Raw genomic sequence first — 26,190 nt, forward strand, 5'->3', positions numbered from 1 at the left:
CTTACAATATATTGATAAAGTGAACAATGAAGACGAAAAACCTATCGAAATTGAGGGTTTTTTCGTTACTTGAGGACTATATCTACTTGATTCAATGAAAATTAGATGTATACTTTTGCTCCTTTTTTCGGTATGTAACACCCTAGCACAATCGGAAAAAAGGTTCAAAATCAGAACTGTCGCCTTTTATAATGTCGAAAACCTATTCGACACTGTGAACGACACCTTAATCTTTGACGATGACCGCACGCCAGAAGGAAAAGACCATTGGACCGTAGAACGTTATGAAAAGAAAGTTGGCGATATTGTTAGGGTGCTATCCGAAATAGGTTCGAATGTAACCAATACTTCCCCGGATATTATTGGAATTTGTGAAGTAGAGAACCGAAAGGTTGTCGAAGATTTGATAAACCACCCTACATTACAACAAAAAGATTACGGAATTGTCCATTTTGATTCCCCTGATGAACGGGGAATCGATGTTGCCCTACTTTATAAGAAATCAGCATTCCTTCCTATCTCATTCGAAAGTCATAGATTATTGTTGATTGACGATGAGGAGGAGCGAAACTATACGCGCGACCAACTTGTAGTGAGCGGACTTCTGGATAATGAGAACATACACCTTATTGTAAACCATTGGCCCTCTAGAAGTGGCGGTGAGGCTCGAAGCAAGCCCAATAGGATGGCCGCTGCCAAGTTGAATAAGCGCATCATCGATTCCATTCAGCGATTGGATGCTTCCGTTAAAATCATCAGTATGGGCGATTTTAACGATGGGCCAAAAGACGACAGCTTTACAAAGATTCTAGGAACTAAAGGAAAGCGTGAAAAAGTCATGGAGAACGAACTTTTCAACCCAATGGAAAAATTACACCGCAAAGGTATTGGCTCATTGGCCTATCGCGATAAATGGAACCTTTTTGACCAAATCTACTTTACGGGCAACTTTTTGCATTCAAAAGATGAATATCGCTTTTGGAAAGCCGGAGTATATAATCCAAAGTATTTGATAACCAAAAAAGGACAGTACAAAGGATACCCGTTTCGCACTTATGCGGGTGGGAGTTATGCCGGCGGGTATTCGGACCATTTTCCGGTGTATGTTTATTTGATAAGGGAGGCCGCCGCAGACCCTTCTCAAGGTGGGGAGCCAAAACGATAAGGGAAATTGTACGTCATTGCGAGCAGAGCGAAGCAATCTGTTGAACCCTTCTGCAAAAGTTTAACAGATTGCTTCGTCGTTTTACTCCTCGCAATGACGTTTTCTATAATTCCTCAATAACGATATTCCGCCACTTCACTTTGATACCGCCACCATCATGAATTTGAAGCGCGATACCCCCTTCTCCCTCACCGATTTTTTCATCGGAAAAGTTGACCATTTCGGTGCCATTGAGCCAAGAAGTCAAATGGTCGCCATCGACACGTATCTTCATGGTGTTCCACTCGCCCATTTTTAGGGCCTTATCTTTATCAGGATCGGGTTTAATGAGCCACCCACGGCCGTATGATTCATATACTCCCCCAGTATCGTGCCCTGGGGGGCGACCTCAACTTGCCAGCCGCTTACTTTTGTACCATCGACAGTGGATCGATAAAAACGCCACTGTTACCATTGGCTTCTTGTTTGAAATCTAAGGTAATCTCGAAGTTTTTATAATGGTCGTTCGTGCCCAGGTACCCATAGCCTTTGTCAGGGCCACTTTCGCAGATTAGAAGTCCGTCTTCGACGTACCACTTTTCGGTGCCGTAGATAGTCCAACCTTCAAGGTTTTCGCCGTTGAAGAGTTGCTTTTGTTGAGAGAAAATTAAAGTGGAAAAGAGGATTGCCGTAAGCAGCATTGGTTTTTTCATAATGAAGTCTTTATTATTTGAGTTTTTGATATGTTAACCAGATTCCCGCCTTCGCGGGAATGACAATAAAACCTGCTTTTAATTAAACCATTGCCCCCAGGGGATTCGGCTTAGAATCAATATTAGACCAAGGCCATAAAAAATAGCGATGCTCTTGAATTTTTTATTCCCATCAAGAAATTTTTTATGTCTTGACCATCCTACGGTAATCAGTATGATGGCCAAAATATTGACAAAAGGATGCTCTACGGCCAATAGGCGCGCCGCCGATGTCAAACCGCCCATACCAAATTCTTGAATGGCACTAAAGCCATTGACAGACACAAAATATAGTATCAGACCTACTACCAATTGAATATGGCATATAATAAGCGCGAATAAGCTCAAACGAAGATCTTTGGTCATGGTGAACATCTTATTGCCGACCAAGCCCATTATTGCGTTGGCAACGGCAAAAAATAAAATGGCCAAGGCTACATAGGCCAAATAAGAATGAAGCATTTGAATAATTTCGTACATCACTTTGATTTTAGCATTTAAATGTAGCGATTTTTGCGCATAAAAAAACCCTGACTGAAAAGTCAGGGCCTAATTCGATTTGATAGGTGTACTAAAAGTTTAGGCGAACACTTGCGTTCCAAGTTCTTCCAAAACCAAAGAAGACCCTATTACTAGTACTAATGCCATCATAGGTTGGATCACCCGGCTGAGCAAAAATATTCGTATCCGATTCGGCGATGTAGGTATTATCAAAGATATTATTGACATTCACCCTAAAACTTAAGGCATTCTTACCGAATGGCAATCTATAGGAAAGGCCGGCATCGGCCAAACCGAAGGATGGTAGCTTTAAAGCGCCCTCTTCGCCAATATCGGTGGCGTCGAAATCCGCATAAAGATTGTCTGCAAACCGATATCCAGCATCAAAACTCAAGTTATCAATGATGTTTATATCAGTACCAATGAAAGCCGTGAATTGCGCTGCATCGCCAACTTTTACACCATCTAAGGGTAAAACTTCTTGTTGTTCTTGGCCATCAATTACAATAGGTTGTTGATTGTTATCAAAAAAAGTGGCGCTAACATCATCTTTATATTCCCAATTACCGATTGAAAGCATTCCAATAAATGCCACTTTATCGGAAACTTGGAACCTTCCGTCCAATTCTATACCGGTATGTACTTGGGTAACCCCTAACAAGTTTGCATTTCCTCTGATTTCGTCAGGATCACCGGCATTGAAGGTAGCACTCACAGATTCGAACCGGTCTTTCCAGCTCGTTCTATATAGGTTAATATTACCCCGAAATTTAGAACTTCTATAGCCATAGCCCAATTCCATCCCCACGATTTTTTCGTTGGTCAGGTTGGGGTTCAAATTGTTTCCGAAATTGATATATACAGCATCGAAAAGTGGTTGTTTTGAATAATACCCTGCATTGGCGAAAATATTATTTCGTTCGTCCAAGTTCCAGTTTACGCCACCTTTGATATTACCGCCCAAGATATTTTCAAAATCGGTCTTTTCGGGCGGAGTTTCGTTAAAGAATTCTTCCCTAGCAAAACCTTGGTTGGAAAGGGCTCCTTGTACGAATCCTGTAATATCCTCATTAAAACTATACTCAACTTGACCAAATACACCCAACCATCTGACCAAACCGGTATTGTAATAATCTATTTTTTCTTCATCATCTATATTTCCGAAGACCCACCATGGTTGGTTTGATTCGTAGGTTTCAAAAAACAGTGGATTAGGGTCATTATTCAAGTTGTCAGTCTGTAAATAGGCATCACCGCCCAATCGATTATCCACTCTTCTGTAATGGTACCCTGTATACGATCTAAGGTCAACACCAAAATCAACAACAAGTTTATCATTCAATTGGTTGTTGAAGTTTGCTAGAATGCCGTACCAGTTATGTGAATTTACGGAGGCCCTACGAGAAATTCCGTTTGTGTCGAGATCGATCTCCATTACCTTGATTTACATAAAGCCCATCTACCTGTGCCCTTTGTACCGTAGCTCCATCGAACTGAACGGGTTGCCCAGAGTTATAGGCCACTATTCTATCAACATCGACCAGGCCATCCGCTGTTTTCCATCGGCCATCGAACTGTCTTGCACCGGCGGCTCGGCCAATTTCACCTGATCCTCCACCACGCCCGAAAGAGGCATAGGTAGACGTTTCCAAAGTGGTCTTATCACTGATCTTCCAAGCCCAGTTCAAGCTAATGACCGGCTTGTGGTAAAAATTACGTCGGAAGTTGAATTCTTCTCCGTTCAAGTAGCCCCAATCACTATTGTACCTTCTGTTTGGCTCACCGTCTGAACCACCATAGGTTATATAATCGGCAATTGTGGGTGCAAAATCACGCTGGTGATGCCATTGTGGGGCACCCGTGACCATGAATTCCAAACTGTGCTTGTCGGTAGTATATCCCAATCCTAAATAGAAATTATAACCTTCGAATTTGGTCCCGTCGGCATACATACTACCTCCGGTACGGCTCAAAAGCAAAGAGGCCGAGAAGCCATTATCCAACAATCCTGAGGAATACGAAGCCAAAGTCTTTACGTAACCATCGTTACCCACTGTTGCGCCTATTGCACCTCCTTCGGCATTCTGAGAAGTTTTAGTCACAACATTAATGGTACCCCCTACTGAAGATATAGCGAGTTTGGACGACCCCAAACCTCTTTGTACCTGAATTGCAGAAGTAACATCAGAGAGTCCGGCCCAGTTGCTCCAGAATACGCGACCATTCTCCATATCGTTAACAGGAACCCCGTTAATCATCACAGCCGAATTGTTAGTATCAAAACCCCTGATATTGATTCGTGAATCTCCAAAACCACCCCCTGTTTTTGTTGCGTAGATAGATGGAGTGGTGTTCAAGATTTCAGGTAGCTCTTGCGAGCCAAGCTTTTCTTGAATCTCGGCAAATTTAATCGTTGAAACGGCAACAGGAGTTTGCCGGTCCTTAGCAATATCTTGCACTCCTACCACGATGATTCCTTCAAGTTCTTCAGCACTTGGCTCTAAGGTAATCGACCCAATATTACCCCCACTGGTAAAACTTACCTGTGCGTTGTTGAAACCGATATAGGATATCACCAAGGTTCCGGATTCTTCTGCGACTTCGATACTGAAATTTCCATCAAAGTCGGTGGAGACTCCGCTATTTGTTCCTTGATCAGAACATTGGCTCCTGGTAGCGGGCCACCGTTATCACCGTCAAGCACGGTACCGGTAATCGTTGTTTGCGAAAATGCTATAGCGACCATTAAAAATGATACCATAGCCAAATACATTTTTTTCATCTCTCTAGTGTTTATTTGTTTTTTTGAACGTGGTGCAAAAGTGCCGTATTTTTTGCGCTTTCACTTTAAGTGAACGTTAAATTAGTCGATGCAAATTTAACATAAAATTGGCAATCCTTGGCTCTGAAAAACAGGAAGTTATCAAAGGTTGCCAAAAAATAAGGAAGTGCTATTTTAATTCTTAAAAGCTTGCAACAGTTGCAGTGTCGAAACATCGTGATCAGCAATTTCGGAAGTATTCAAATCTTTTAGTATCGTACCTGCCAATTGTTTGCCCAGTTCTACGCCCCACTGATCGTAACTGAAGATATTCCACAATATACCTTGAACAAAGATTTTATGCTCGTACATGGCAATCAGAGCTCCAAGGGTATTTGGAGTGAGTTTGTCTATGAGTATAGTATTAGTAGGTTTATTGCCCTCAAAAACTTTAAAAGGAAGCAGTTTTTCCATTTCATCGACACCCATATTCTTCGCTTCCAGCTCAGTATGGACTTCGTCGGATGTCTTGCCATTCATGAGTGCTTCTGTCTGGGCAAAAAAGTTGGCCATGAGCTTATTGTGATGGTCTTCATCACCATAAAGGGATTTCTTGAATCCGATAAAGTCGGCGGGTATCAATTTCGTCCCCTGATGGATCAGCTGAAAAAAGGCATGTTGAGAGTTCGTGCCCGGTTCTCCCCATATGATCGTTCCGGTCTGATAATCGACTCGATTTCCGTTGCGGTCGACACTTTTTCCGTTACTTTCCATGATGCCCTGTTGTAAATAGGCGGAAAAACGGCTAAGATATTGCGAATAAGGAATTATTGCCTCGGTCTCGGCTCCGTAAAAATTGTTATACCAAATACTCAACAAGGCCAACACTACGGGAATATTGCTTTTGAATTCGGTGGATTTGAAATGTTCATCCATTTCATTCGCCCCTGAGAGCATGGCGTCGAAATTTTCAAATCCAACGGCCAGGGCAATGGACAGACCTACTGCACTCCAAAGGGAAAAACGGCCACCGACCCAATCCCACATTGGAAACACATTTTCTGGGTCTATACCGAATTCCGCAATAGCTTCCGTATTGGTCGAAACAGCCGCAAAATGTTTAGCAATATCAGCTTGGGTGGCATGTTTCAGAAACCATTTTTTTATCGTGGTCGCATTGCTTAAAGTCTCTTGGGTGGTAAAAGTCTTTGAAACCACAACAAAAAGAGTCGTCTCCGGATTTAGCTCCTTTATAATATCATGTACATGATCTCCATCAACATTGCTGACAAAGTGTACTTTTAGATGATTTTTATAGAACTTTAAGGCTTCCGTGACCATCGCAGGGCCTAAATCTGAACCTCCGATACCAATGTTGACCACATCGGTAAAGGTCTTGTTCGTATAACCTTTTTTATCGCCAGAGATAACGGCGTTGGAAAATGCCTTCATCTGTTCTTTGACCTGATATACTTCGGGCATTACATTTTTACCATCGACTAAAACGGAATCAGATTTTTTTGCACGTAAAGCGGTATGGAGAACTAATCGACCTTCAGTCTGGTTTATGGCATCCCCATTGAAATATTTTTGAATGGCATCTTTCAAACGAACCTCATCGGTCAATTGTAATAACAACTGGAGGGTTTCATCGGTAATTCTATTCTTTGAAAAATCAATAAAAAAGTCTTTCCACCTTAGGCTGAACCTATCGGCTCTAGTACCATCTGCGGAAAAAAGGGATTTCAAATGTGTATCCTTCGTAAGGGTATAGTGTTCGGTAAGTTTTTTCCAGGCTTCGGTAGTCGTAGGATCGATATTCTGTAATGACATTTAGGGCAGTTTTAAGATTACAAACACTCGCTCACCTGTTTTTCGATGGGCAACAAGATTGCAAAAATAAACTATAATCACTAGATTTTGAGACTACTTTGAAATGTGGTGCCTAGAACGGCGGACCTTATTCCCCTAAACTGGCCAAATCTTCTTCTTCAGTCACTTTTTCCGGAAATACAATACAATCCAATTGATCTTTTATAGAATCGATGTATTCAAAATATTTTGGCTGTAACGTTTCTGCCAAAGGCTCGGCTTTTGGAAGTTCTTCCCTTAGCGGGTCCACCTGCCTACCATTCTTCCAAAAACGGTAACATACGTGTGGTCCGCTAGTATTTCCTGTCATACCTATCCACCCAATGACATCACCCTGACGAACGAATTCTCCTCTTTTGACCTTTTGCTTTTTCATATGCAAATACTGTGTAGAATAGGTGCCATTATGACGGATCTTTACGTATTTTCCGTTGCCCCCTTGCGCGTAGACTCCGTGACCGTTCCGTCTGCGGTAGCCATTATGGGCGTCCCTATAGGAGCTGCATAATCTGTTCCTTTATGTGGGCGAATTCTGTTACCGTAATATCGTATTCTTCGCTTGAGATTATACCTTGAGGACAATCTACCATATTCGACCGGCATCCTTAGAAATGTTCTTCTTAGGTTATTCGCTTCCTCATCAAAATAATCTATAATGCTTTTTAAAGAATCGTTTTCATAAGCAAAGGCATAAATAGGTTTCCCATTATGCTCAAAATAGGCTGCCTCTATCGGTTCTGCTCCGGCATAAATAGAATCGTTGATATATTTTTCCTTATAGATCACCTTGAACTTATCTTCCTTTTGAAGCATCGTAAAATCTATAGTCCAAGCATATACATTTGCTAAATTATGTGTGACCGCGTAATCTATTCCCTGATCGAGAATAGCATCTGAAAGTGAAGTTTCGATAATACCCGATATTTCACGCTCTACATATTTGACTTTTTCTTTTTTTATAAGCGGTGACACTATCTCTAAAATCGACTACGGTATAGTTTATAGGGTCGTTTTCATAGATGAATACTTGAGCTGTTTCAGTGGTATCTTTTGATTTCAGAATCATGTAAGGCTTACCGACCCGGATTTTTCGAACATCAAAAGTATCTTTGTAATGCTCCGATATTTTAGCAATCTTAGGATAGTCTACCTTATTCTCGATCATGAGTTCGCCAAAACTATCCCCGCGTTTTACAGTATCTTTTTTAACCTTGAAATCATCAAGGTTGAACCCGAATTGCTTTACGGTAACTTTTTCGGCCAAAGAGACGACCTCTGCGATTTTTTCTTCATGCTCCTCTAAGGTATGATCCTCTTTGCAAGAAATCAAAATCGTTATTAAAAATAAGAAGCCCCAGTATTTGTACATTTCAGTTTTTTGGTTTTTCAGGGTTAAAGATATGGTCTACCCATTGCTTTCCCCAATCATTTAACTCTTGTTTGGTATACAAGTCTGGAAAAAACACGACTTTCTGAAAACTGGGTGGCAAATAATCTTTCCAATTTGTTCCCCCGGTCGCATCAATCTGGCCTTTGTCTTTTCCAAGATACCTATGGGCAGAACCCATATGCATCAACGGCCAATTTACGTTCGCATTTAAATCCAATGTCTTTAACGCTTTTATCAGGTCTTTATTATCTTTTTTTTCTTCGGGCAATTGTAGGAATTTATGATAAATAGTGCTGTCTTGAACCTGTTTTGAGATACGCACCAAGCGTGGCGTATATCGATATTCGAACTGTTTTAGCGTTAGTGTTTTTTCACCCGTGACCACGTCGGTAGCACCCTTTTTCCAATAGATATGTTCATATAGCTCTTCAACACTGTCTTCCGATGAAAACCGTTCACGTTGTGTGTGGTGTACCAAATTCTCCAACGGTGTCGCATAGATTTCGATCATGCGGTATTGGACAGATTGAAATCCGCTGGCCGGTAAGAGGGCCATTCTGTATTGTAGAAACTGCTCTCGCTCCATACCTTTGATCATGATACTGAAGGAAGAAATCAAGGCTTCATAATAACTGTTTATTCGTCTTGCCTTTTCAATGAAGAAATCCACATTTTGCGATTTGTCATCAACGACTTGCTTCTGTTCATGCAAAATCAATTTAAAATACAGTTCGGTAATCTGATGGTACATGATAAAAATTTCCTCATCAGGAAAATAGGTGCGGGGAATCTGAAGACTTAAAAGTGTATCGAGATGAATATAATCCCAAAAGGTAAGATAACGCTGATAAAGAAGGCCATCTAAATAAGAGCTTAAATCTTGGCCTGAATCTTTATACTTTTCTTCAAGTTTTGAAATTTGGGAATCGATATGCTCTTTGTTCTTCATTTAAGGGTACCATCAATAGGGAACAAAGTTACTAATTTATGACCTCAAAGTTAATCCATTATTATTTTGAACTGATGTTTGAGTCCGTTATAGCCATCGAGGTCAGCTTTGATAGAACCCACCGCCAAGTCGGCCTTGATACGTACCGGAATTTTGTTCATGTCATTCGAAACCCATAACGAGAGGCTTTCTTGTTCTTTAAAGACCCTACCTGACTGTACATAAGGGCGAAATTTTAGGCATTCTACCTTGCCGAACTTTGTTTTTAGTACTTCCTTACCCAAGTATTTAAGCTTAAACGGAAAGATACCGTCGTCGTCGTACAACATGTTCAATGTTATCGATTCACCCTGAACAAGGTCTTCGAGTTTATAATTGTTACGAAGGTAGTAAAACGCAGAAAGAAGATCTTGAACACTGTCTTGAAGTGTAAAATCGATTTTTTTATTATTCTTCTTGTCGTTGAGTACGGCTTTTGAGTTTTTATGATCAAAATTGATTTCGATATCCTTGGTGTAACCTCCTTCGTCGATTTTACGGATAAATCGATACGGCCTGCCATCTTTCTTGCCAAAATAACTCTCATAGGTATCATCAACTTTAAAAAAGACACTGGCAAGGCCTGTGGTCTTTCCTTTGCCTACTACATGATATGTCGGAACACCATCAATCTTCGCCGATTTTACCTGAAGTGTTGCGATACTGGCATTCAACCAACCATAGTGCATACGAAATTTGAGCCATTCCCCGGGTTTGAAGGCAGATTCCCTTTCCGGTGACTTATTATGTGTAATGGTAGATCTGTGCTGCTTTGAATTCATAACCAAGTCTCCCGACTTGCTTTCCTGAGCATTCGCAAACAGACCCATGGACAATACAAGAAGTAGTAAAAATTTCTTCATGTTCAAAGAATTGCACTAAAATTACGTATTGAGTCGTAAAACTTAGCGTTCGTTACAATTACTTAAACAAAATTTATTCCAAAGTATTGTGACTTAGATATAAAAAAAGCCCAGTTTTAAAACTGGGCTTTTCCTAAATAACCAACCAAACTTTAAATTATGAAAAACCAATACTTAAAGTTGTAAGGGAACCACCCCTTACTGATACCAAATTTAAGGCATTAAAACAGTCTGAAAATAGTTTTAACGTACTTTAACTATTCTCTTAACAGTACTTTATAATTCACATAATGATTTTAGCAGAACGTTAAGACTTTTAGGCGTTCTAGAGGGTGCCCCGTGCGGCCTGTTCTCTTTCTATTGCCTCGAACAAGGCCTTGAAATTGCCCACCCCAAAGGACTGAGCACCCTTGCGCTGAATGATCTCTATAAAAAGTGTAGGTCTATCCACAATGGTCTTTGTGAAGAGCTGTAATAAATATCCTTCTTCATCCCTATCTATTAAGATACCATGTTTTTTAAGGGTTTCGATATCTTCATCGATGTCGCCGACACGTTCCAGCAAATCGTCATAATACGATTCAGGAACATATAGAAACTCGATGCCCCGTTCGCGCATCGCCGAAACCGTCGCGACAATATCATCTGTGGCCAAGGCCAAGTGTTGCACCCCAGGGCCGTTGTAAAAATCAAGATATTCTTCTATTTGAGACTTTTTCTTGCCTTCGGCGGGTTCGTTTATCGGAAATTTTACGCGACCGTTTCCATTGCTCATCACCTTGCTCATCAATGCAGTGTATTCGGTAGCGATATCATCGTCAACAAAAGATACGATTTGGGCAAAGCCCATCACCTCACCATAGAACTTGCACCAAGTATTCATCTCGTTCCACCCCACATTTCCGACCATATGGTCGATGAATTTAAGACCGACCGGCTCAGGATTATAATGAGATTCCCACTTTCGGTACCCGGGCAAAAAAATGCCATTATAGTTTTTACGCTCTACGAATATATGTACAGTCTCACCGTAGGTGTATATACCTGAGCGTATCACATGGCCATTTTCATCTTCTTCGCGAGTAGGTTTCATGAAGGGCTTCGCTCCTCTTTTTGTAGTTTCCTCAAAGGCTTTGGTTGCGTCATCTACCCACAGGGCAATTACCTTTACACCATCACCATGTTCACCGATATGGCGATTTATTTCACCTCCTTTTTGTAGCGGAGTGGTCAGTACCAGGCGTATTTTATCCTGTTTTAAGACATAGGACACCCTATCTTTTAAACCGGTTTCCAAGCCTGCGTAGGCTTCTGACTGAAAACCCATTGCGGTTTTATAAAAATGGGCCGACTGTTTGGCATTACCTACATACATTTCTACATAGTCAGTACCCAGTAATGGTAGAAAGTCTTCGGCCTCATCGAATAATTTTCGTAACGAATACTCGGTGTTCTTTAAATCTTTTAGATTTTTTATTTCTGCTGCCATCTTAATTTTTTTATGGATTGAATAAAAATTCCGCTATCGACTTTTTCAAGTCCGCGGTCATCATATAAATCTCAGTACCTAACTATCATTAGGGATACCGAAATGGAGGTAAAACAACCTATTTACCACATAGCCCTAAGATGGGAAGTAATATCGATTCTTCGCTGAAGCATACTGTTATCCTATTCTTACAAATATCGGAAAAAACAAGGAAAAACACACAAGATGGCCTAAAACCAATATCCTATGCTAAAGAAAAAATTACCGTCATCAATTTCGGGAGACCAAGAATAGATGATCTGAACTGGTCCGAAAAAAGATTCCCATCCATAGCCAATTCCGTAACCCGAATAATCGGGTTCGGTAAACCACTCCCCAAGACGAAACAAGTCATCATCTATATTCGCAAAATTCGCAGCGAACAGAAGATGATGATTCTGGGCAAATTCAAAGTCCAACCTGCCGTAAGCTTTTACGAAACTGTTGCCGGGAATACTCAAAAAATCATATCCATAAAAGGGAATAAAGTTGTTGATCAAATCCGTACCATAGCCGCCTAGAACAAAATCGAACGTTGTGACATTCGAGGTGCCTAGTTTAAAGCCTCCTCGGTCTCGATGTTCATCGATAGGTTCTTTAGAATAGAAAAAGCACCGCCAAGTCTGGCTTTTGCAATAGAATATTCCTTAAAATTTTCATTAAAATCGGAAGACAATACATAAAAATGAAAATCACCGTTGAAGTAAAGTCCTTTTGACGGAAAATATTTATCGTCATAGGTGTCCAAAATAAGCTGCCCAAAGGCGCTATAAAAATTGCTCTTTTCGAATACCGATTTTGCTGCGGTCTGATTTGCTGCCAAAGCTTCGGCAGTTGTTGAACCTCCTAAGGTGTTGGTACTATATTTTATAAACTTATGTTCGGCGCCTATTCGAAATGCAAATTCTTCCTTTAATACCGTTTGCAGATAAAATTGGTTCGTGAAATCGGTCACATCTAAACGTATATTGTTCACACCGATGCCATTGGTTACGTCAAAATTTGAACGGATGACATCAAAATCGATATCTTGTTTGAATTCATTAAAGCGAGAATTGACCCCAAAACTCCAGTAGGAGCCCTTGTCTACAAAATAGTGGAAATTATAACGCAGGTTATCGCCAAAAATAAAATCCAACGAGGCCACATCATCTTTAAATAACAACTTCTTATGCGTGATATTGATCAAGGCCGCCGTTTTATAAAGATCGTCGTAGTGTGCCCCTAAACGAATGTAGGTCTTGTTGGGGTTTTCATTCAGGTCCAGCACCATATCTACCCCTCCTTATCTTTATTGGACAACAATTCGTAGCGAATGGTCTTAAAGTTGCCCGTCGCGGATAGGTTGCTTATACCTTGCTGTAATTTTTCAAAGGTAATTTTCTTATCCAGATCAAAACGGAGTTTTCCTTTTACATAGCCACGGGTGTAATTTTCGTTTCCCTTTAAAACTAATTGTTTGACTATCAAAGTATCTTTGGGCACCACATATTTTACTAGTTTCCCTTCACGGTTCTGTTGCTGTGAGATTTCCTTTAGGGCATCGAATTTTTCCCTAGCGGCAATCTCCCCGTTTTCAATGATTTGTTTTCCTGAATTAAAATCGACCACTGAATAGTCCCCTATTTCGGGCTTTATATAGATATCGGTCATTTTTGATTTCTCCTCCATGGCTACGGCAGTTCGGTAATTGTTGATTTGAAGCAGTATTTCCGTTGCCGACAACAGCGCTTCACGATTACGAAGGCCTTGCTGTACGTCGACACCGATAATGATATCGGCTCCCATGTTCTTTACTTCCTCTATCGGATAATTATTAACAACACCTCCATCTATCAATACCCTATCGCCCATTGCCGCAGGTTCAAAAAGGGATGGAAGCGTACCACTAGCCAAAATCGCCTCTGGCAGATATCCTCTATCCAAAAGCACCTCTTCACCGGTCTCGACATCGGTCGCAATACATAAAAAGGGTATCGAGAGTTTGCTGAAATCACTTACGTCTTTTACATGATAGAGCACTCTGACCAATTCGTTATAAATACTCTGGCCACCTGAGTAGGCTGGTGGAAACGAGATTCTGAACTTATTAAAGGGAAGGGTCAACGCATATTTTTCGGAAACCTCTTTTTCATAAAACGATTTTGCCCCCCGAGGAAGGTTGTCTTGGATCAAGGTTGCGAAATCCGTATTTCTGAAAATCGAGTCCAATTCAGTGGCCGAATACCCCGCGGCATATAGGCCGCCCACAATGGCTCCCATACTCGTACCCCCTATATAGTCAATTTTTACACCAGCTTCTTCGATGACTTTCAGCGCCCCGATATGTGCCAGTCCTTTTGCACCCCCTCCACTTAGAACCAGACCGACTTTCAAATCGTCTTTTTGACCGTTCTGCTGCGCATAGGTTAAAACCGGAAGTATTATAAGTAGTATTGAAAATACCTTTTTTAGCATAACTCCATATAGGTCTAAATTTTTAATGAAATGTTTCATAGATCATTTTTGCCTTGGCCATACCTACCTTTTCGGCCAATTTTTCAATAGGAGCTTCCTTTACCCGCTTTACCGACTTAAAGGCTTTTAAAAGTTCTTCCGCCGTTTTTTCGCCAACGCCCTCTATAGCCAGCAACTCGGAATTAATGGCCGCCTTGCTTCTTTTATTTCGATGGAACGTAATGCCGAATCGATGGGCTTCGTTCCGCAATTGTTGAATGATTTTTAGACTTTCCGATTTTTTGTCAAGATATAACGGAATAGAGTCTCCCGGAAAATAGATTTCTTCTAATCTCTTGGCAATACCGACTATTGCTATTTTTCCCCTTAGCCCAAGAATATCCAAACTTTTTAAGGCAGATGACAACTGTCCTTTTCCTCCATCGATCACAATCAATTGCGGTAACGGTTCTTTTTCGGCCAATAACCGTTTGTATCGTCTAAAAACCACCTCTTCCATAGACGCAAAATCGTCAGGACCATCTACGGTCTTGATGTTATAGTGACGATATTCTTTTTTAGAGGGTTTGCCATTTTTAAACACCACACAGGCCGCAACGGGATTGCTACCCTGAATATTACTATTGTCAAAGCATTCGATATGCCTAGGTTCACTGGTGAGCCTCAAATCTTTTTGCATCTGGGCCATGATACGATTCGTATGTCTATCGGGATCGATAATTTTTATTTGGTTAAACCGTTCTTGACGATAATATTTGGCATTGCGTTCCGATAGCTCAAGAATTTTCTTTTTGTCGCCCAATTTTGGCACTGTCACTTTTAATTCAGGTGATACCACGATCTTCAACGGCACGTAGAGCTCCTTTGATTCCGAATTGAAACGTTGCCGAATTTCGATTACGGCCAGCTGTAAAAGATCGATATCTTCTTCATCCAGTTTTTTCTTTATTTCCAAGGTGTGTGACCTCACGATCGAACCGTGTGAAAGTTGTAAAAAATTCACATAGGCAAAGGCATCATCCGAAATAATCGAAAAGACATCAACATTATTGATTTTGGGGTTTATGATGGTCGACTTTACCTGATAATTTTCAAGGACCTCGATTTTATCCTTGATGCGTTGGGCTTCTTCAAACTTCATATCAACCGCCAGAGCTTTCATCTGCCCTTTAAAATAATGTAACGAGGCTTTGAAATTTCCTTTTATAATTTCTCGAATGTCCTCAATTTGACGGTTGTACTCCTCCTCTTCTTGAAGATTCTCACAAGGGCCTTTGCAATTTCCTAAATGATATTCGAGACATACCTTATATTTTCCGGCATCCACCTTTTCCTTGGAGAGGTTGTAATTACAGGTTCGCAACGAGTAGACACTTTTGACCAGATCCAACAGTGTTTTTACCGTCTTCATACTGGTGTAGGGGCCAAAATATTCCGAACCATCTTTAATCAATTTTCTTGTCGGGAATATTCTAGGGAAACGTTCATTTTTAATACATATAAAAGGATATGATTTGTCATCTTTGAGAAGCACATTATAGCGTGGGCGATTTTTTTTGATAAGGTTATTTTCCAACAACAGTGCATCGGATTCGGTCCGCACGACGATATGCTTGATACGGGCAATCTTTTTTACTAGAACCCTAGTCTTGCCATTATCGTGATTCTTGGTGAAATACGATGAAACCCTTTTCTTGAGATTATTTGCTTTGCCGACATATAACATCTTATCATCTTCATCAAAGAACTGATAGACACCAGGGTTATCCGGCAATGTGCTCAACTGTATTTTTAAGGGTATTTGGGGCATGAAAACGGTATCGATATCATTTCGCAAAAGACTTCGTTAAATTACTATGTTTTTATAAATTGCTAGTGTGATTTTGCTTTTTTAACGAAAACCGAGGTCATACCCTTATGAAGAGAAAACAAGAAAACCCACGTCCATTTTCTTGGTAATTATTTTCTCAGAAGTATTTTTTTGACAGCAGGGAAAAATATCCCGATCATATCTCACCAAAATATGTTTGAAGCTTTTTCTTACATTTTTTATGATAATACTGATAGAAATTTTTAATATTTTGTAAATCAGCTACTTAGGTTCAATCGTTGTTCATTTATTGTAAAATAAACGTTAATCTTTTACTAAAAAGATGCATTTCATCGATAAAAAGTTGCACTTAAAAGGATTTTTAATGATTTTTTATTTACATTTATCACATCAAAATCATTTTCCCCTATGGACAACTACATCATAACACTAGGCCTTTATTTAGTTTTAATGCTATTCTTTAAAGTCTACTATGCCGTTGCGGCAAAAGAATAGTTTTTGCATTTTCATAGCCGTAGAAATTTAATCAACCTCAATGTTGAAAAAAGATTTACGTGTTCGCTATTTACAACTACGAAAGGAAGTCTCCAAGCAAAGTCTTAGTAATGCAAGTCTGACCATTGCGAATAAATTACTTGAGCTACCTATTTGGTCCTTTGATTGTTACCATATCTTTTTGCCTATTTCAAAAAAGAACGAAATAGACACTACGTTCATTCTCTCCATTTTACAAGGAAAGGACAAAAACGTAATTCTTCCGAAAATCGTTTCGACAAAAAGCCTGAAACATTTCTTGCTCATGGACAATACCAAACTTGAAGAAAGTTCATGGGGGTTCCCGAGCCAGTAGATGGTATTGAAATAGACCCAATGAAAATAGATGTGGTATTCGTACCGTTGTTGGCCTTTGACGAAAAAGGGAATAGGGTAGGTTACGGAAAAGGGTTTTACGATGATTTTTTAAGTAAGTGCAGGCCTAATGTCGTCAAAGTGGGCCTGTCGCTGTTCGAAGCGGAAAAAAATATTACTGGTATTGCGGATCATGATATACTTTTGAACTACTGTGTAACACCACAAAGAATTTATAGCTTTTCATGAGCTTGCTCTTCGTCATCAAAAGTCTGTAAATTCTGTTCGCCGTCCTCTTTTTTCTCACCAAATGCTCTTTTATTAAAGACCAGTAAAATTCCAACCCCTGTGCTAATTGCAGTATCGGCAATATTAAAGACCGGTTCGAAAAACCTAAAATTATTGCCTCCAAAATAGGGTACCCAATCGGGCCATGTTGTGTCGACCAAAGGAAAATAAAGCATGTCTACAACCTTTCCATAGAATATTTTGCCGTAGGGTTCCTCAGAGAACATTGTCGCCACGTGATTGTTACTGTCATCGAAAATTACTCCGTAGAAAATCGAATCGAGAATATTGCCCAAGGCCCCTGCAAAAATTAATGAGACCGCGATAATCAAGGTATTTGAAGCTTTTTTTCGAATTACGTCAAAGAGCCAATATCCTATGCCTATAATAGCGAATAGACGAAATATGGTCAAAAAGAGTTTTCCCAAACTTTCGGATATGGGCAATATATCGCTCAGTTTCGCTCCCCATGCAGCACCTTCATTTTCAATGAACAATATCTTGAACCAATTGAAGACCTCGACCGATTCGCCTAAAACAAAGTTGGTTTTTATATAAATCTTACTGATTTGGTCGATTATTAATATGGCCAAAATCAGTAAAAGAGACTTCTTTATGTTCATAGGAATAAAATATGATGGGCAAAAGTAGGAATATTATTCGGTTTTCTTGATTACAATGTTTCCCGTGGTCGTAGCCAAATAAAGCTCGTTCGGGCCATCAGAAATATTGTCTTTTTCTACCGTACCATACTTACTGACCGCATCTATAGAGGCCTTGGAAATCTTTGCAGAGATATCTCCGCTTTGGGTTTTGACATGGACAGATCGAGAAACTTCGCTCAGATGACAATCTCCATCGGCTAATGTGATATCGAGTTTTTTATATTCTCCTTTTGCAGCGACATTACAATTCGTTCCAAAAACTTGGACCTCCTTGAATTGAGGCAACATCACTTTCAACGAAATAGAAACAACCTTATGAGCGCTCAACTTATCGTTCGGGTTATTAAAACTAGGCTGAAAACCGGCCCCGACATGTAATGTCTTGCCTTCTTCCCGAAAACTTAAAAGCAGGTCATTTTTATATTCCCCATCGATCAGGGCCTCAACGACGACCTCATCGCCAATGCCTGTCTGCATTTCAATTCTAAAGCAATTTTCCGTATCGATTTGGATACGGTTTGTATTGTCATTGACAATCGACTTTTTAATGATTTTTTGTCCCGATAAGGTTCCAAAGGTCATTAGCAATAGGGCGCAAAAAAAGTCTTCATATTGTGAATCATTGTAGAACAAAAACGTCCGCCGAAGTGGCGGACGTTTTTTATTTCTGCATATTTTTCGCCTCGATACTCAGCGTAGCATGGGGCACGAGTTTCAATCGTTCTTTATTGATCAGCTTCCCTGTTACGCGACAAATACCATATGTTTTGTTCTCTATTCTCAATAGTGCGTTCTTCAGATCACGAATAAACTTCTCTTGGCGTATGGCCAACTGGGTGTTCGCCTCTTTGCTCATAGTCTCGCTTCCCTCTTCAAAAGCCTTGAAGGTAGGCGATGTGTCATCGGTACCATTATTTCCATCATTCATATACGAACTCTTCAAAAGTTCTAAATGACTTTTGGCTTTTTCTATTTTCTCTTCGATCAATACTTTGAACTCTTCCAAGTCCTTGTCCGAATATCTAACTTTTAAATCTGTTGCCATGTCTTCTAGTGTTTTTCGATAAACAATTTAGTGTTCACTTCATCAAATGCCACTTCGGTGCCATTTTCCAATATTTCCTCTAAATCTAATTCTGCGGTCAGCGTCTCCGTTTTAATATAGTTCAGGTTGTTCTCGACCGCTTTTTCGACCAACCCGTCCTTTAATATTTTAATATCGATTTTGTCAGTAACCTCAAAACCCGAATCCTTTCTCAAGTTCTGGATGCGGTTGACAAGTTCCCTTGCGATGCCCTCTTGCCTCAGTGTGTCATCGATTGTTACGTCCAACGCGACGGTCAATGCCCCTGAACTGGCGACCAACCAACCTTCTATGTCTTGAGAAGCTATCTCTACATCCTGTAACTGTAATTTAATGAATTTATTTTCAATTTCAAGGGATATTTCGCCCTCCTGTTCAATTTTTTGGATATCCTTCTGCCCCAGCGATGAAACTGCTTGGGCGATTTGTTTCATTTCTTTGCCAAATTTTGGCCCCAAAACCTTAAAGTTCGGTTTTATTTGCTTGACCAATATTCCCGAGGCGTCGTCTAGTAATTCAATTTCCTTTACGTTAACTTCCGATTTTATCAAATCGGAAACTGCTTCGATTTCTTGACGCTCTTTTTGCCCCAAAACAGGAATCATAATCTTTTGTAGGGGCTGACGCACTTTTATCTTTTCCTTTTGGCGAATAGAAAGAACCAACGAAGAAATGGTCTGTGCCTTCTGCATCTTGCTTTCCAATTCTTTATTTACCAAGGAGGAGTCGAAAATAGGAAAATTCGCAAGATGAACACTTTCAAAGGTTTCCTTCTGAGTCGTATTGGTCAAGTCACGGTATAGTCGTTCCATATAAAAAGGAGCAACAGGTGCCGATAATTTCACGACGGTTTCCAAACAAGTGTAAAGGGTTTGATAGGCCGAAATCTTATCCTCTTGGTAATCTCCTTTCCAAAAACGTCTTCTGCTCAGGCGTACATACCAATTGCTAAGATTTTCCTGCACATAACTGGAGATAGCCCTGGTGGCCTTGGTCGGTTCGTAATCGCCGTAGGCTTCATCAACAATTTTGATGAGTGTATGCAATTCCGATAAAATCCAACGGTCGATCTCAGGCCTTTCGTTTAGAGGGATTTCAGGTTCGGAATAGTTAAATTCATCAATGTTCGCATAAAGGGCGAAAAAGGAATACGAATTATAAAGGGTACCAAAAAACTTGCGCTTTACTTCTACGATACCGTCCAAATCGAACTTTAGGTTGTCCCAAGGGTTGGCGTTCGAGATCATATACCAACGGGTCGCGTCTGCACCATGCTCTTTCATCGTCTCGAACGGATCCACGGCATTGCCCAAACGTTTTGACATTTTTTTGCCCTCCTTGTCCAAAACCAGTCCGTTGGAAACGACGTTCTTATAGGCTACGGAGTCAAAGACCATTGTGGCTATCGCATGAAGGGTATAGAACCAACCTCGTGTCTGATCCACGCCTTCGGCGATAAAATCGGCGGGGAAAGTCTCACCCTTATCAATAAATTCTTTATTCTCAAAAGGATAATGCCATTGTGCGTAGGGCATGGAGCCGCTATCGAACCAAACGTCGATAAGATCACTTTCGCGCTTCATGGGCTTGCCGGATGAAGATATCAACACTATCTGATCGACGATATTTTTATGTAAATCTATTGTTTCATAATTCGCTTCCGACATATCCCCTATCACGAAATCTTCAAAAATATCGCTCTTCAATACGCCTGCCTGAACTGCTTTTTGCATCTCGGATTTCAATTCGGCCACCGAACCGATCATGATTTCTTCGCTTCCATCTTCAGTTCTCCAAATCGGCAATGGAATCCCCCAATACCGAGACCGGGAAAGGTTCCAGTCATTGGCATTGGCCAGCCAGTTGCCAAAGCGTCCTTCGCCCGTGGCTTTTGGCTTCCAATTGATGGTCTGGTTCAAATCGAACATCCGGTCCTTTACATCGGTTATCTTGATAAACCAAGAATCCATTGGGTAATATAAAATCGGTTTGTCGGTACGCCAACAATTGGGGTAGCTGTGTACGTATTTCTCGACCTTAAAAGCCTTATTCTCTTCTTTAAGGCGGATGGCTATTTCAACGTCAACCGAACGATCGGGAGCCTCGCCATCTTCATAATATTCATTTTTGACATATTTACCGCTCAATTCGTTCATTTCAGGACGAAACTTGCCTTGCAAATCTACCAAAGGAACCGGATTCTTATTCTCATCGAGCACAAGCATAGGTGGCACCAGCGGAGTTGCTCTTTGGGCCACGAACATATCGTCTGCACCAAAGGTTGGTGCTGTATGAACGATTCCCGTTCCATCTTCTGTGGTTACAAAATCTCCTTCGATTACCCGAAACGCATTTTCAGGATTTTCATAGGGAAGTGCATAATCCAACAATTGCTCATATTTGATTCCGACCAAATCTTTTCCTTTGAATTCCTTTACCACATAATAAGGAATCTTTTTATCGCCAGATTCATATTGAATCAATTCAGGCTTAGTTTCGACTTTTTCGAATTTTCCCGAAAACTGTTTCCCGACCAAATTTTTTGCCAAGATTACGTTCATGGGTTCAAAAGTGTATTGATTGTAGGTTTCAACCAAAACATAATCAATCTTCGGCCCAACGGTCAATGCGGTATTCGATGGAAGTGTCCATGGTGTGGTCGTCCATGCCAAGAAATAGATAGTACCTTCATCCTTCAAGAAATCAGGAAGCGTATTTTCGATGGCCTTGAATTGCGCAACGACCGTAGTATCGGTCACATCTTGATAGGTGCCAGGCTGATTTAGTTCATGCGAGCTTAATCCCGTACCAGCTTTTGGCGAATAGGGCTGTATGGTATATCCTTTATAAATGAGGCCTTTATCATAAATCTGCTTCAAAAGCCACCAGACCGACTCCATATATTTAGACTTGTAGGTAATATATGGGTCATTCATATCGACCCAATAACCCACCTTTTCGGTCATATCGTTCCATACATCGGTATAGCGCATCACCGCCTTCTTACATGCGTCGTTATATTCTTCGACAGATATCTTCTTGCCGATATCTTCTTTGGTGATACCCAATTCTTTTTCCACACCAAGTTCAATGGGCAGCCCGTGGGTGTCCCATCCGGCCTTTCGCTTCACTTGAAAACCCTTCATGGTCTTGTATCGCGGAAAAATATCCTTGATCGTACGGGCCATAACATGGTGAATGCCAGGCATACCGTTCGCGGAAGGAGGTCCTTCATAAAATACATAGCTCGGGCCACCCTCTCTCGAGGAAACACTCTTTTCAAAAACATGGTGCTCCTTCCAGTATTGCAAAATTTCTTCTGCCACCTTAGGTAGATCGAGACTGTTATATACTGCGAACTTCATAGTGCGTGTTCTCATACAAATTGAGGGTGCAAAATTATAAATTTAGATTGAATTATCGTGGTTTGTGACCGAATGAAATACCATTACCGTACATGGCTCGATTTAAATGGTAAATCATTAACGTCCAAAAAATACTTTACTACGTATATCTAAGCATCAAATAAATTAAACACTAAAAACAAAACAAAATGAAAAAAGTAATTCTTGGATCAATTTTAATGCTTGCCCTTAGTTTGTCGTTTGTTTCTTGTAGAGAAACTGCCGACAAAGCTAAAGATGGCATGGAAGAAGCCGGTGAAGATGTAATGGATTCAGCCAAAGAAGTTGGTGAAGACATGAAAGAAGCTGGTGAAGATGCAGCTGATGCGGTAAAAGAAGCTGGTGAAGATGCAGTTGACAAGGCCAAAGAAGTTGGTGATGACATCAAAGAAGGAGCTAAGGAAGTTGCTGATGATGTTAAAGATGCGGTTGACGACAACTAATTCAACTAGTTTATAAGAAAGCAAACCCTGATATTAGTCAGGGTTTTTTTGTTATTTACATTTTGATAGTATGATTAAAAGCTATACCCCACTCCCAATATAGCGTTTATTCCGGGTGCAACAATACCCGAAGAATAGGTGCGATAACGCTGATCTGTCAGGTTTTCAAAACTCAAAGATGCCTTTAGCGCGTTTGAAATGGTGTATTGCGAACGCAAATTGAGCGTATACCATGACGGAGAATATGGGTTACCGGTCCCATCAAGCGCATAGATGTACTCTTTGTTCCTTTCTGAAAGTGCCAGGTCGTCATACGCCAGTTCACCGTTAAAGTTCAAAAATAGGTCGGTATGTAGTCTTTGATTTTTCCAAATAACATGAAAATCTCCAAAAGTAGGAGCTGCATGTCGTGCCGGGGTATCGGTGCCGTCAGATTCTTCTTCAACACCTTCGGTCAGGGTAAGATTCGAAGACAACGATAGATTGTCCGTCAAAAAAGCTTCCAGTCCAAATTCAAAGCCATAAACATAGGCCTTTGCCGCGTTCTGAATGGCCTGTACATTGCTTAACTCTCCCTTGTAATCGATTTCAGATTGGCCATTGTATTGAAAATCTCGCCGCACTAGGGCATCGACCAAATAGGTATAGAAAGCTGCACCCTTTAGCACCACTTTATCATTGAAGTTCTTTTGAATACCCAACTCGGTATTATAGGCATATTCCGGTTCAAGATCAGGATTAGGTACAACGACCGATCCCGGTTCGGAATCAAAAATTTTTCCTACATCGTCTATATTCGGAGCTCTAAATCCGGTAGATCCGTTCCATGTAAGTTGAAGATTGGCCCTAGGAAACCAGCTAAAACCCAAACTACCGGTCAAAGCGCCTGTGCTTAAATCGGCATCATCGAATGGAAAAGGATAAAATGTTTTATCGAAAATGGCATCGATCCAGACATGGCTGTAGCGTAATCCTGAAAGCAAGGTAAAGTTTGGTTTTGCCTTATATTCTGCATTGATATAGCCGGCTGCAGTCTGCCAAGTAGACCCATCAGGATATCGGGAAGCCGTGCTCGAGACCACATCAGTTACTATATTCTTGCTGTTACCATCGGAATGCACTTTGTTGAAAAGATATTCCAAACCGTAATACAATCGTAGGTTTCCTATCTTCTTGTTCTCAAAATCAAGGTTTGTTGAAAAGGCATTGACTTTTTCTTTGGTCGAGAAAAGTACGTCGTCTTGAAAACCCCTATCGTTTCTGCTTTCCTCAAAATGCTGATAGGCCGTGGTCAGTTTTACGCCATCGTAGAACTTCCCTCTTCCTTTTTTATTCACCTGTAAATTCGTCATAAACCATTTCTGGGGACCATAATACCAAACTGCGGAACGCAGGCCGTCACCAGCTCCATTGGGACGTATCAATCTATCATATCGAGAATAGTCGGAAGTCTGCGAATAATGTGTGCCCAACTGAAAGTCTAATTGATTATTTAGTTTGAAAACTATTTTCTGCATTGCATTGATTTGATTATAACCCGATGGCAACTGTTTTTTAGGATTCTCATTAGCAACCAATCTGTCAATTCCGTTGGAAGTAGACACAAAAGTTTCGCGCAAATAGGAATCTGGCCCATGGGAGCCCATGGTCAAATCACCAAAATCATTGTAGGATACACTGGTCAAAAGTCCCCACTTATTCTTTGCCAGGTTAATGTCAAAATGAAAAGTGTTTTCGGTGTTGGCCGACGCAAACCTATAGTTTGCATTGCCCGCAGTGACCAAACTGTCACCTGATGACAAAAAGGGCGTTTTCGTGTAAAAATTCATGACCCCACCTATGGCATCACTCCCATAAATCACGGATCCGGGGCCGAAAATAACTTCAGTGTTTTTGACCGTGAATGGGTCTACCGAAATTATATTTTGAATATTGCCTCCTCTGAAAATAGCATTGTTCATACGCACCCCATCAACGGAAAGTAACAATCTATTGGTAGCGAATCCGCGAATCATGGGGCTTCCCCCACCCAGCTGACTTTTCTGAACAAATACTTTACCGCTGTTCTGCAGCAAATCGGCAGAAGTCTGCGGATTCATAAATGCAATGGTACGGGCATCAATGGAGACTATTTTATTAGGAATATCTTTCTTTTGCTGTTCCCATTTTGATACCGACATGACGACCTCATCCAACTGTTCGGCCTTCATTTCGAGAAATATCAGCCTGCCTTGTCTGAGCAACTGAGCCTTGGTACTTTTACGCATATCATAGCTCAAGTGCTTGAAGGTCAGGCGCTCATTGTTATCAAATATGCTTAAATCGCATATACCATCAAAATCGGACAGGGCGGTTTTCGACCTGTCGGAATTATAGGCAACTACATTGACAATGGGTTCTCGGGTTTCAGCATCCAAAACGGATATCTCCTGTGCTGAAAGTGCACCGAAAAATAATAGAAGTACGATACAGGTCAGTCTGCGCATCTTAGCTAAATACTTCATTTAAAATGGCCAGGGAACGCGGTTTTCGGAATCCCTGTAAATGTAATTCAAAATAAAGAACGATAGCTTTCAGTAGGGCTTGACGGTTGGTCTTCTTCATTTTGACAGTATGTATTGTATCAAAATTTATGCCCAACAGCTTTTTGAAGTACCCTAAATTTTCTCCGGTGATGCTAGGGTTGAACGAAGGGGTATCGGTAAATTCTCCTTCAAGAAGGTCAAAACAACTCGTATCCATATAGTCCGTATCCGGGTAGAAGCCAAAATATTTGGTCAATCCCAACAAAAAATAAATATGGAAGTTCGAGATTTCGTGATGTATATCGAGCCATTGCAAAGAGGCTTCGATATAATGGTACAGTTCTTCGTTACACTCCTCTTCATGAATGCTATTGGCAAGCATTTCCGATAAAAATAGGGTCAAGGAGTTTTTAGTGATATCGGTATGTAAGGTATTGTAAGGATAATCAATTTTCACTTCGCGAATACTTTCCAAAGTACCTTTGTTCTTATGCACGGCAACAATTTCCAATTGTGTCAAAGGTTGGAAGTACGCTGTTTTCAGTTTCCCTTTTTTTGAGGCCAAAACCCCTTTTAACAAATAGGATTTAAGTCCATCGGAATAGGTAAACGCTCTAACGATCAAGCTCGTATCCCCATATTTTATTGAGGAAAGTACTATGGCTTTGGTGGTTACTTGCATCGAGTGGCCGAAGTTTTGGACAAAGATAGGAATTTGAGAGGAGGAGGTACGAGGGTAGAAGTACGAGGTACGAGGGGGTAAATTCCTCCCGAATAACTCGGGACCAAGCACCAAATTCCAAAAAATCGACATTATGTTTATGAAATGGTGGGCTAAGGCTCTC

Annotated in this window: 22 protein-coding genes and 2 pseudogenes; 4 read left to right on the plus strand and 20 right to left on the minus strand. The window is 40.7% G+C overall.

Going from position 1 to position 26,190, the window contains the following annotated elements:
- Window positions 1-94: 94 nt before the first annotated feature.
- Entirely contained in the window at window positions 95-1,165 is a 1,071-nt protein-coding gene (locus N8A86_RS06870) for an endonuclease/exonuclease/phosphatase family protein (protein ID WP_273568364.1), read from the plus strand.
- 103 nt (window positions 1,166-1,268) lie between these two features.
- Here the strand turns inward: N8A86_RS06870 and N8A86_RS06875 are convergent, their stop codons facing one another.
- The 14 genes and pseudogenes from N8A86_RS06875 to uvrC all read right to left on the minus strand — a co-directional run bounded on the left by N8A86_RS06875 (window position 1,269) and on the right by uvrC (window position 16,066).
- A complete protein-coding gene (locus tag N8A86_RS06875) occupies window positions 1,269-1,493 on the minus strand; it encodes a 3-keto-disaccharide hydrolase (RefSeq protein WP_273569040.1) in 225 nt (74 codons plus the stop codon).
- Between the two features lie 76 nt (window positions 1,494-1,569).
- Window positions 1,570-1,857 (minus strand): 3-keto-disaccharide hydrolase, encoded by a 288-nt coding sequence (locus N8A86_RS06880; RefSeq protein ID WP_273568365.1) that lies wholly within the window; start codon window positions 1,855-1,857, stop codon window positions 1,570-1,572.
- A gap of 78 nt (window positions 1,858-1,935) precedes the next feature.
- The gene (locus N8A86_RS06885) at window positions 1,936-2,376 is read right to left on the minus strand and encodes a hypothetical protein (protein WP_273568366.1); all 441 of its coding nucleotides are present in this window, start codon (window positions 2,374-2,376) and stop codon (window positions 1,936-1,938) included.
- 91 nt (window positions 2,377-2,467) lie between these two features.
- Entirely contained in the window at window positions 2,468-3,832 is a 1,365-nt protein-coding gene (locus tag N8A86_RS21460; RefSeq protein WP_337251760.1) for a TonB-dependent receptor domain-containing protein, read from the minus strand.
- Window positions 3,795-5,003 carry a TonB-dependent receptor plug domain-containing protein gene (locus N8A86_RS21465; RefSeq protein WP_337251802.1) on the minus strand — a complete coding sequence of 403 codons (1,209 nt, stop codon included), beginning with the start codon at window positions 5,001-5,003 and terminating at the stop codon, window positions 3,795-3,797. Before N8A86_RS21465 ends, N8A86_RS21460 begins: the two co-directional genes overlap by 38 nt.
- On the minus strand, window positions 4,970-5,179 hold the full coding sequence (locus N8A86_RS21470) for a peptidase associated/transthyretin-like domain-containing protein (RefSeq protein WP_337251761.1): 210 nt from the start codon (window positions 5,177-5,179) through the stop codon (window positions 4,970-4,972). The genes N8A86_RS21465 and N8A86_RS21470 overlap by 34 nt, the downstream gene beginning before the upstream one ends.
- A 174-nt stretch (window positions 5,180-5,353) precedes the next feature.
- A complete protein-coding gene (gene pgi, locus N8A86_RS06895; RefSeq protein ID WP_273568367.1) occupies window positions 5,354-6,991 on the minus strand; it encodes a glucose-6-phosphate isomerase in 1,638 nt (545 codons plus the stop codon).
- 127 nt (window positions 6,992-7,118) lie between these two features.
- Window positions 7,119-8,399: pseudogene (locus N8A86_RS06900) on the minus strand (peptidoglycan DD-metalloendopeptidase family protein).
- Between the two features lies 1 nt (window position 8,400).
- The gene (locus N8A86_RS06905; RefSeq protein ID WP_273568368.1) at window positions 8,401-9,369 is read right to left on the minus strand and encodes a tryptophan 2,3-dioxygenase family protein; all 969 of its coding nucleotides are present in this window, start codon (window positions 9,367-9,369) and stop codon (window positions 8,401-8,403) included.
- 50 nt (window positions 9,370-9,419) lie between these two features.
- On the minus strand, window positions 9,420-10,271 hold the full coding sequence (locus N8A86_RS06910) for a DUF3108 domain-containing protein (RefSeq protein ID WP_273568369.1): 852 nt from the start codon (window positions 10,269-10,271) through the stop codon (window positions 9,420-9,422).
- A gap of 325 nt (window positions 10,272-10,596) precedes the next feature.
- The gene (gene hppD / locus N8A86_RS06915; RefSeq protein ID WP_273568370.1) at window positions 10,597-11,760 is read right to left on the minus strand and encodes a 4-hydroxyphenylpyruvate dioxygenase; all 1,164 of its coding nucleotides are present in this window, start codon (window positions 11,758-11,760) and stop codon (window positions 10,597-10,599) included.
- Between the two features lie 230 nt (window positions 11,761-11,990).
- Window positions 11,991-13,072, minus strand: a pseudogene (locus N8A86_RS21480) (hypothetical protein).
- Between the two features lie 2 nt (window positions 13,073-13,074).
- Complete coding sequence (locus tag N8A86_RS21485; RefSeq protein WP_337251763.1) at window positions 13,075-14,295, minus strand: patatin-like phospholipase family protein; 1,221 nt, start codon at window positions 14,293-14,295, stop codon at window positions 13,075-13,077.
- A complete protein-coding gene (gene uvrC, locus N8A86_RS06925) occupies window positions 14,279-16,066 on the minus strand; it encodes an excinuclease ABC subunit UvrC (RefSeq protein WP_273569041.1) in 1,788 nt (595 codons plus the stop codon). Before uvrC ends, N8A86_RS21485 begins: the two co-directional genes overlap by 17 nt.
- Before the next feature lie 556 nt (window positions 16,067-16,622).
- Here uvrC and N8A86_RS21490 point away from each other — a divergent pair.
- Together N8A86_RS21490 and N8A86_RS21495 are read left to right on the plus strand one after the other, a co-directional pair.
- Window positions 16,623-16,937 carry a 5-formyltetrahydrofolate cyclo-ligase gene (locus N8A86_RS21490; protein ID WP_337251764.1) on the plus strand — a complete coding sequence of 105 codons (315 nt, stop codon included), beginning with the start codon at window positions 16,623-16,625 and terminating at the stop codon, window positions 16,935-16,937.
- The gene (locus N8A86_RS21495; RefSeq protein ID WP_337251765.1) at window positions 16,916-17,185 is read left to right on the plus strand and encodes a 5-formyltetrahydrofolate cyclo-ligase; all 270 of its coding nucleotides are present in this window, start codon (window positions 16,916-16,918) and stop codon (window positions 17,183-17,185) included. The genes N8A86_RS21490 and N8A86_RS21495 overlap by 22 nt, the downstream gene beginning before the upstream one ends.
- Here the strand turns inward: N8A86_RS21495 and N8A86_RS06935 are convergent.
- From N8A86_RS06935 to ileS, 4 genes are all read right to left on the minus strand, one after another.
- Entirely contained in the window at window positions 17,170-17,847 is a 678-nt protein-coding gene (locus N8A86_RS06935; RefSeq protein WP_273568371.1) for a lipoprotein signal peptidase, read from the minus strand. The two genes, N8A86_RS21495 and N8A86_RS06935, sit on opposite strands and share 16 nt — an antisense overlap.
- A 33-nt stretch (window positions 17,848-17,880) precedes the next feature.
- Complete coding sequence (locus tag N8A86_RS06940) at window positions 17,881-18,366, minus strand: DUF4097 family beta strand repeat-containing protein (protein ID WP_273568372.1); 486 nt, start codon at window positions 18,364-18,366, stop codon at window positions 17,881-17,883.
- 184 nt (window positions 18,367-18,550) lie between these two features.
- Window positions 18,551-18,934, minus strand: coding sequence for a TraR/DksA family transcriptional regulator (locus N8A86_RS06945; RefSeq protein WP_273568373.1), 384 nt, complete (start codon window positions 18,932-18,934; stop codon window positions 18,551-18,553).
- 5 nt (window positions 18,935-18,939) lie between these two features.
- Entirely contained in the window at window positions 18,940-22,338 is a 3,399-nt protein-coding gene (gene ileS / locus N8A86_RS06950; protein ID WP_273568374.1) for an isoleucine--tRNA ligase, read from the minus strand.
- 188 nt (window positions 22,339-22,526) lie between these two features.
- On the opposite strand from ileS, the gene N8A86_RS06955 reads away from it, so the two are divergent.
- Window positions 22,527-22,820, plus strand: coding sequence for a hypothetical protein (locus N8A86_RS06955; RefSeq protein ID WP_273568375.1), 294 nt, complete (start codon window positions 22,527-22,529; stop codon window positions 22,818-22,820).
- Window positions 22,821-22,894: 74 nt separating this feature from the next.
- On the opposite strand, the gene N8A86_RS06960 is transcribed toward N8A86_RS06955, so the two are convergent.
- Together N8A86_RS06960 and recO are read right to left on the minus strand one after the other, a co-directional pair.
- Entirely contained in the window at window positions 22,895-25,324 is a 2,430-nt protein-coding gene (locus N8A86_RS06960; protein WP_273568376.1) for a TonB-dependent receptor plug domain-containing protein, read from the minus strand.
- Window positions 25,308-26,027 (minus strand): DNA repair protein RecO, encoded by a 720-nt coding sequence (recO, locus tag N8A86_RS06965; RefSeq protein WP_273568377.1) that lies wholly within the window; start codon window positions 26,025-26,027, stop codon window positions 25,308-25,310. Before recO ends, N8A86_RS06960 begins: the two co-directional genes overlap by 17 nt.
- Between the last annotated feature and the right edge of the window lie 163 nt (window positions 26,028-26,190).

It is taken from the genome of Maribacter halichondriae, from assembly GCF_027474825.1.
Taxonomy (GTDB): Bacteria; Bacteroidota; Bacteroidia; order Flavobacteriales; family Flavobacteriaceae; genus Meishania; species Meishania halichondriae.

Bases quoted from the DNA above. Each gene is read 5' to 3' on its own strand.
- uvrC (WP_273569041.1), bottom strand. From the start codon at position 16,066: ATGCCCCAAATACCCTTAAAAATACAGTTGAGCACATTGCCGGATAAC.
- ileS (WP_273568374.1), bottom strand. From the start codon at position 22,338: ATGAAGTTCGCAGTATATAACAGTCTCGATCTACCTAAGGTGGCAGAA.
- hppD (WP_273568370.1), bottom strand. From the start codon at position 11,760: ATGGCAGCAGAAATAAAAAATCTAAAAGATTTAAAGAACACCGAGTAT.
- N8A86_RS06955 (WP_273568375.1), top strand. From the start codon at position 22,527: ATGAAAAAAGTAATTCTTGGATCAATTTTAATGCTTGCCCTTAGTTTG.
- N8A86_RS06960 (WP_273568376.1), bottom strand. From the start codon at position 25,324: ATGAAGTATTTAGCTAAGATGCGCAGACTGACCTGTATCGTACTTCTA.
- N8A86_RS06885 (WP_273568366.1), bottom strand. From the start codon at position 2,376: ATGTACGAAATTATTCAAATGCTTCATTCTTATTTGGCCTATGTAGCC.
- pgi (WP_273568367.1), bottom strand. From the start codon at position 6,991: ATGTCATTACAGAATATCGATCCTACGACTACCGAAGCCTGGAAAAAA.
- N8A86_RS06870 (WP_273568364.1), top strand. From the start codon at position 95: ATGAAAATTAGATGTATACTTTTGCTCCTTTTTTCGGTATGTAACACC.
- recO (WP_273568377.1), bottom strand. From the start codon at position 26,027: ATGCAAGTAACCACCAAAGCCATAGTACTTTCCTCAATAAAATATGGG.
- N8A86_RS06940 (WP_273568372.1), bottom strand. From the start codon at position 18,366: ATGCAGACAGGCATTGGCGATGAGGTCGTCGTTGAGGCCCTGATCGAT.
- N8A86_RS06910 (WP_273568369.1), bottom strand. From the start codon at position 10,271: ATGAAGAAATTTTTACTACTTCTTGTATTGTCCATGGGTCTGTTTGCG.
- N8A86_RS06945 (WP_273568373.1), bottom strand. From the start codon at position 18,934: ATGGCAACAGATTTAAAAGTTAGATATTCGGACAAGGACTTGGAAGAG.
- N8A86_RS21485 (WP_337251763.1), bottom strand. From the start codon at position 14,295: ATGAAACATTTCATTAAAAATTTAGACCTATATGGAGTTATGCTAAAA.
- N8A86_RS21495 (WP_337251765.1), top strand. From the start codon at position 16,916: ATGGGGGTTCCCGAGCCAGTAGATGGTATTGAAATAGACCCAATGAAA.
- N8A86_RS06935 (WP_273568371.1), bottom strand. From the start codon at position 17,847: ATGAACATAAAGAAGTCTCTTTTACTGATTTTGGCCATATTAATAATC.
- N8A86_RS21460 (WP_337251760.1), bottom strand. From the start codon at position 3,832: ATGGAGATCGATCTCGACACAAACGGAATTTCTCGTAGGGCCTCCGTA.
- N8A86_RS21470 (WP_337251761.1), bottom strand. From the start codon at position 5,179: ATGAAAAAAATGTATTTGGCTATGGTATCATTTTTAATGGTCGCTATA.
- N8A86_RS21490 (WP_337251764.1), top strand. From the start codon at position 16,623: ATGTTGAAAAAAGATTTACGTGTTCGCTATTTACAACTACGAAAGGAA.
- N8A86_RS06880 (WP_273568365.1), bottom strand. From the start codon at position 1,857: ATGAAAAAACCAATGCTGCTTACGGCAATCCTCTTTTCCACTTTAATT.
- N8A86_RS06905 (WP_273568368.1), bottom strand. From the start codon at position 9,369: ATGAAGAACAAAGAGCATATCGATTCCCAAATTTCAAAACTTGAAGAA.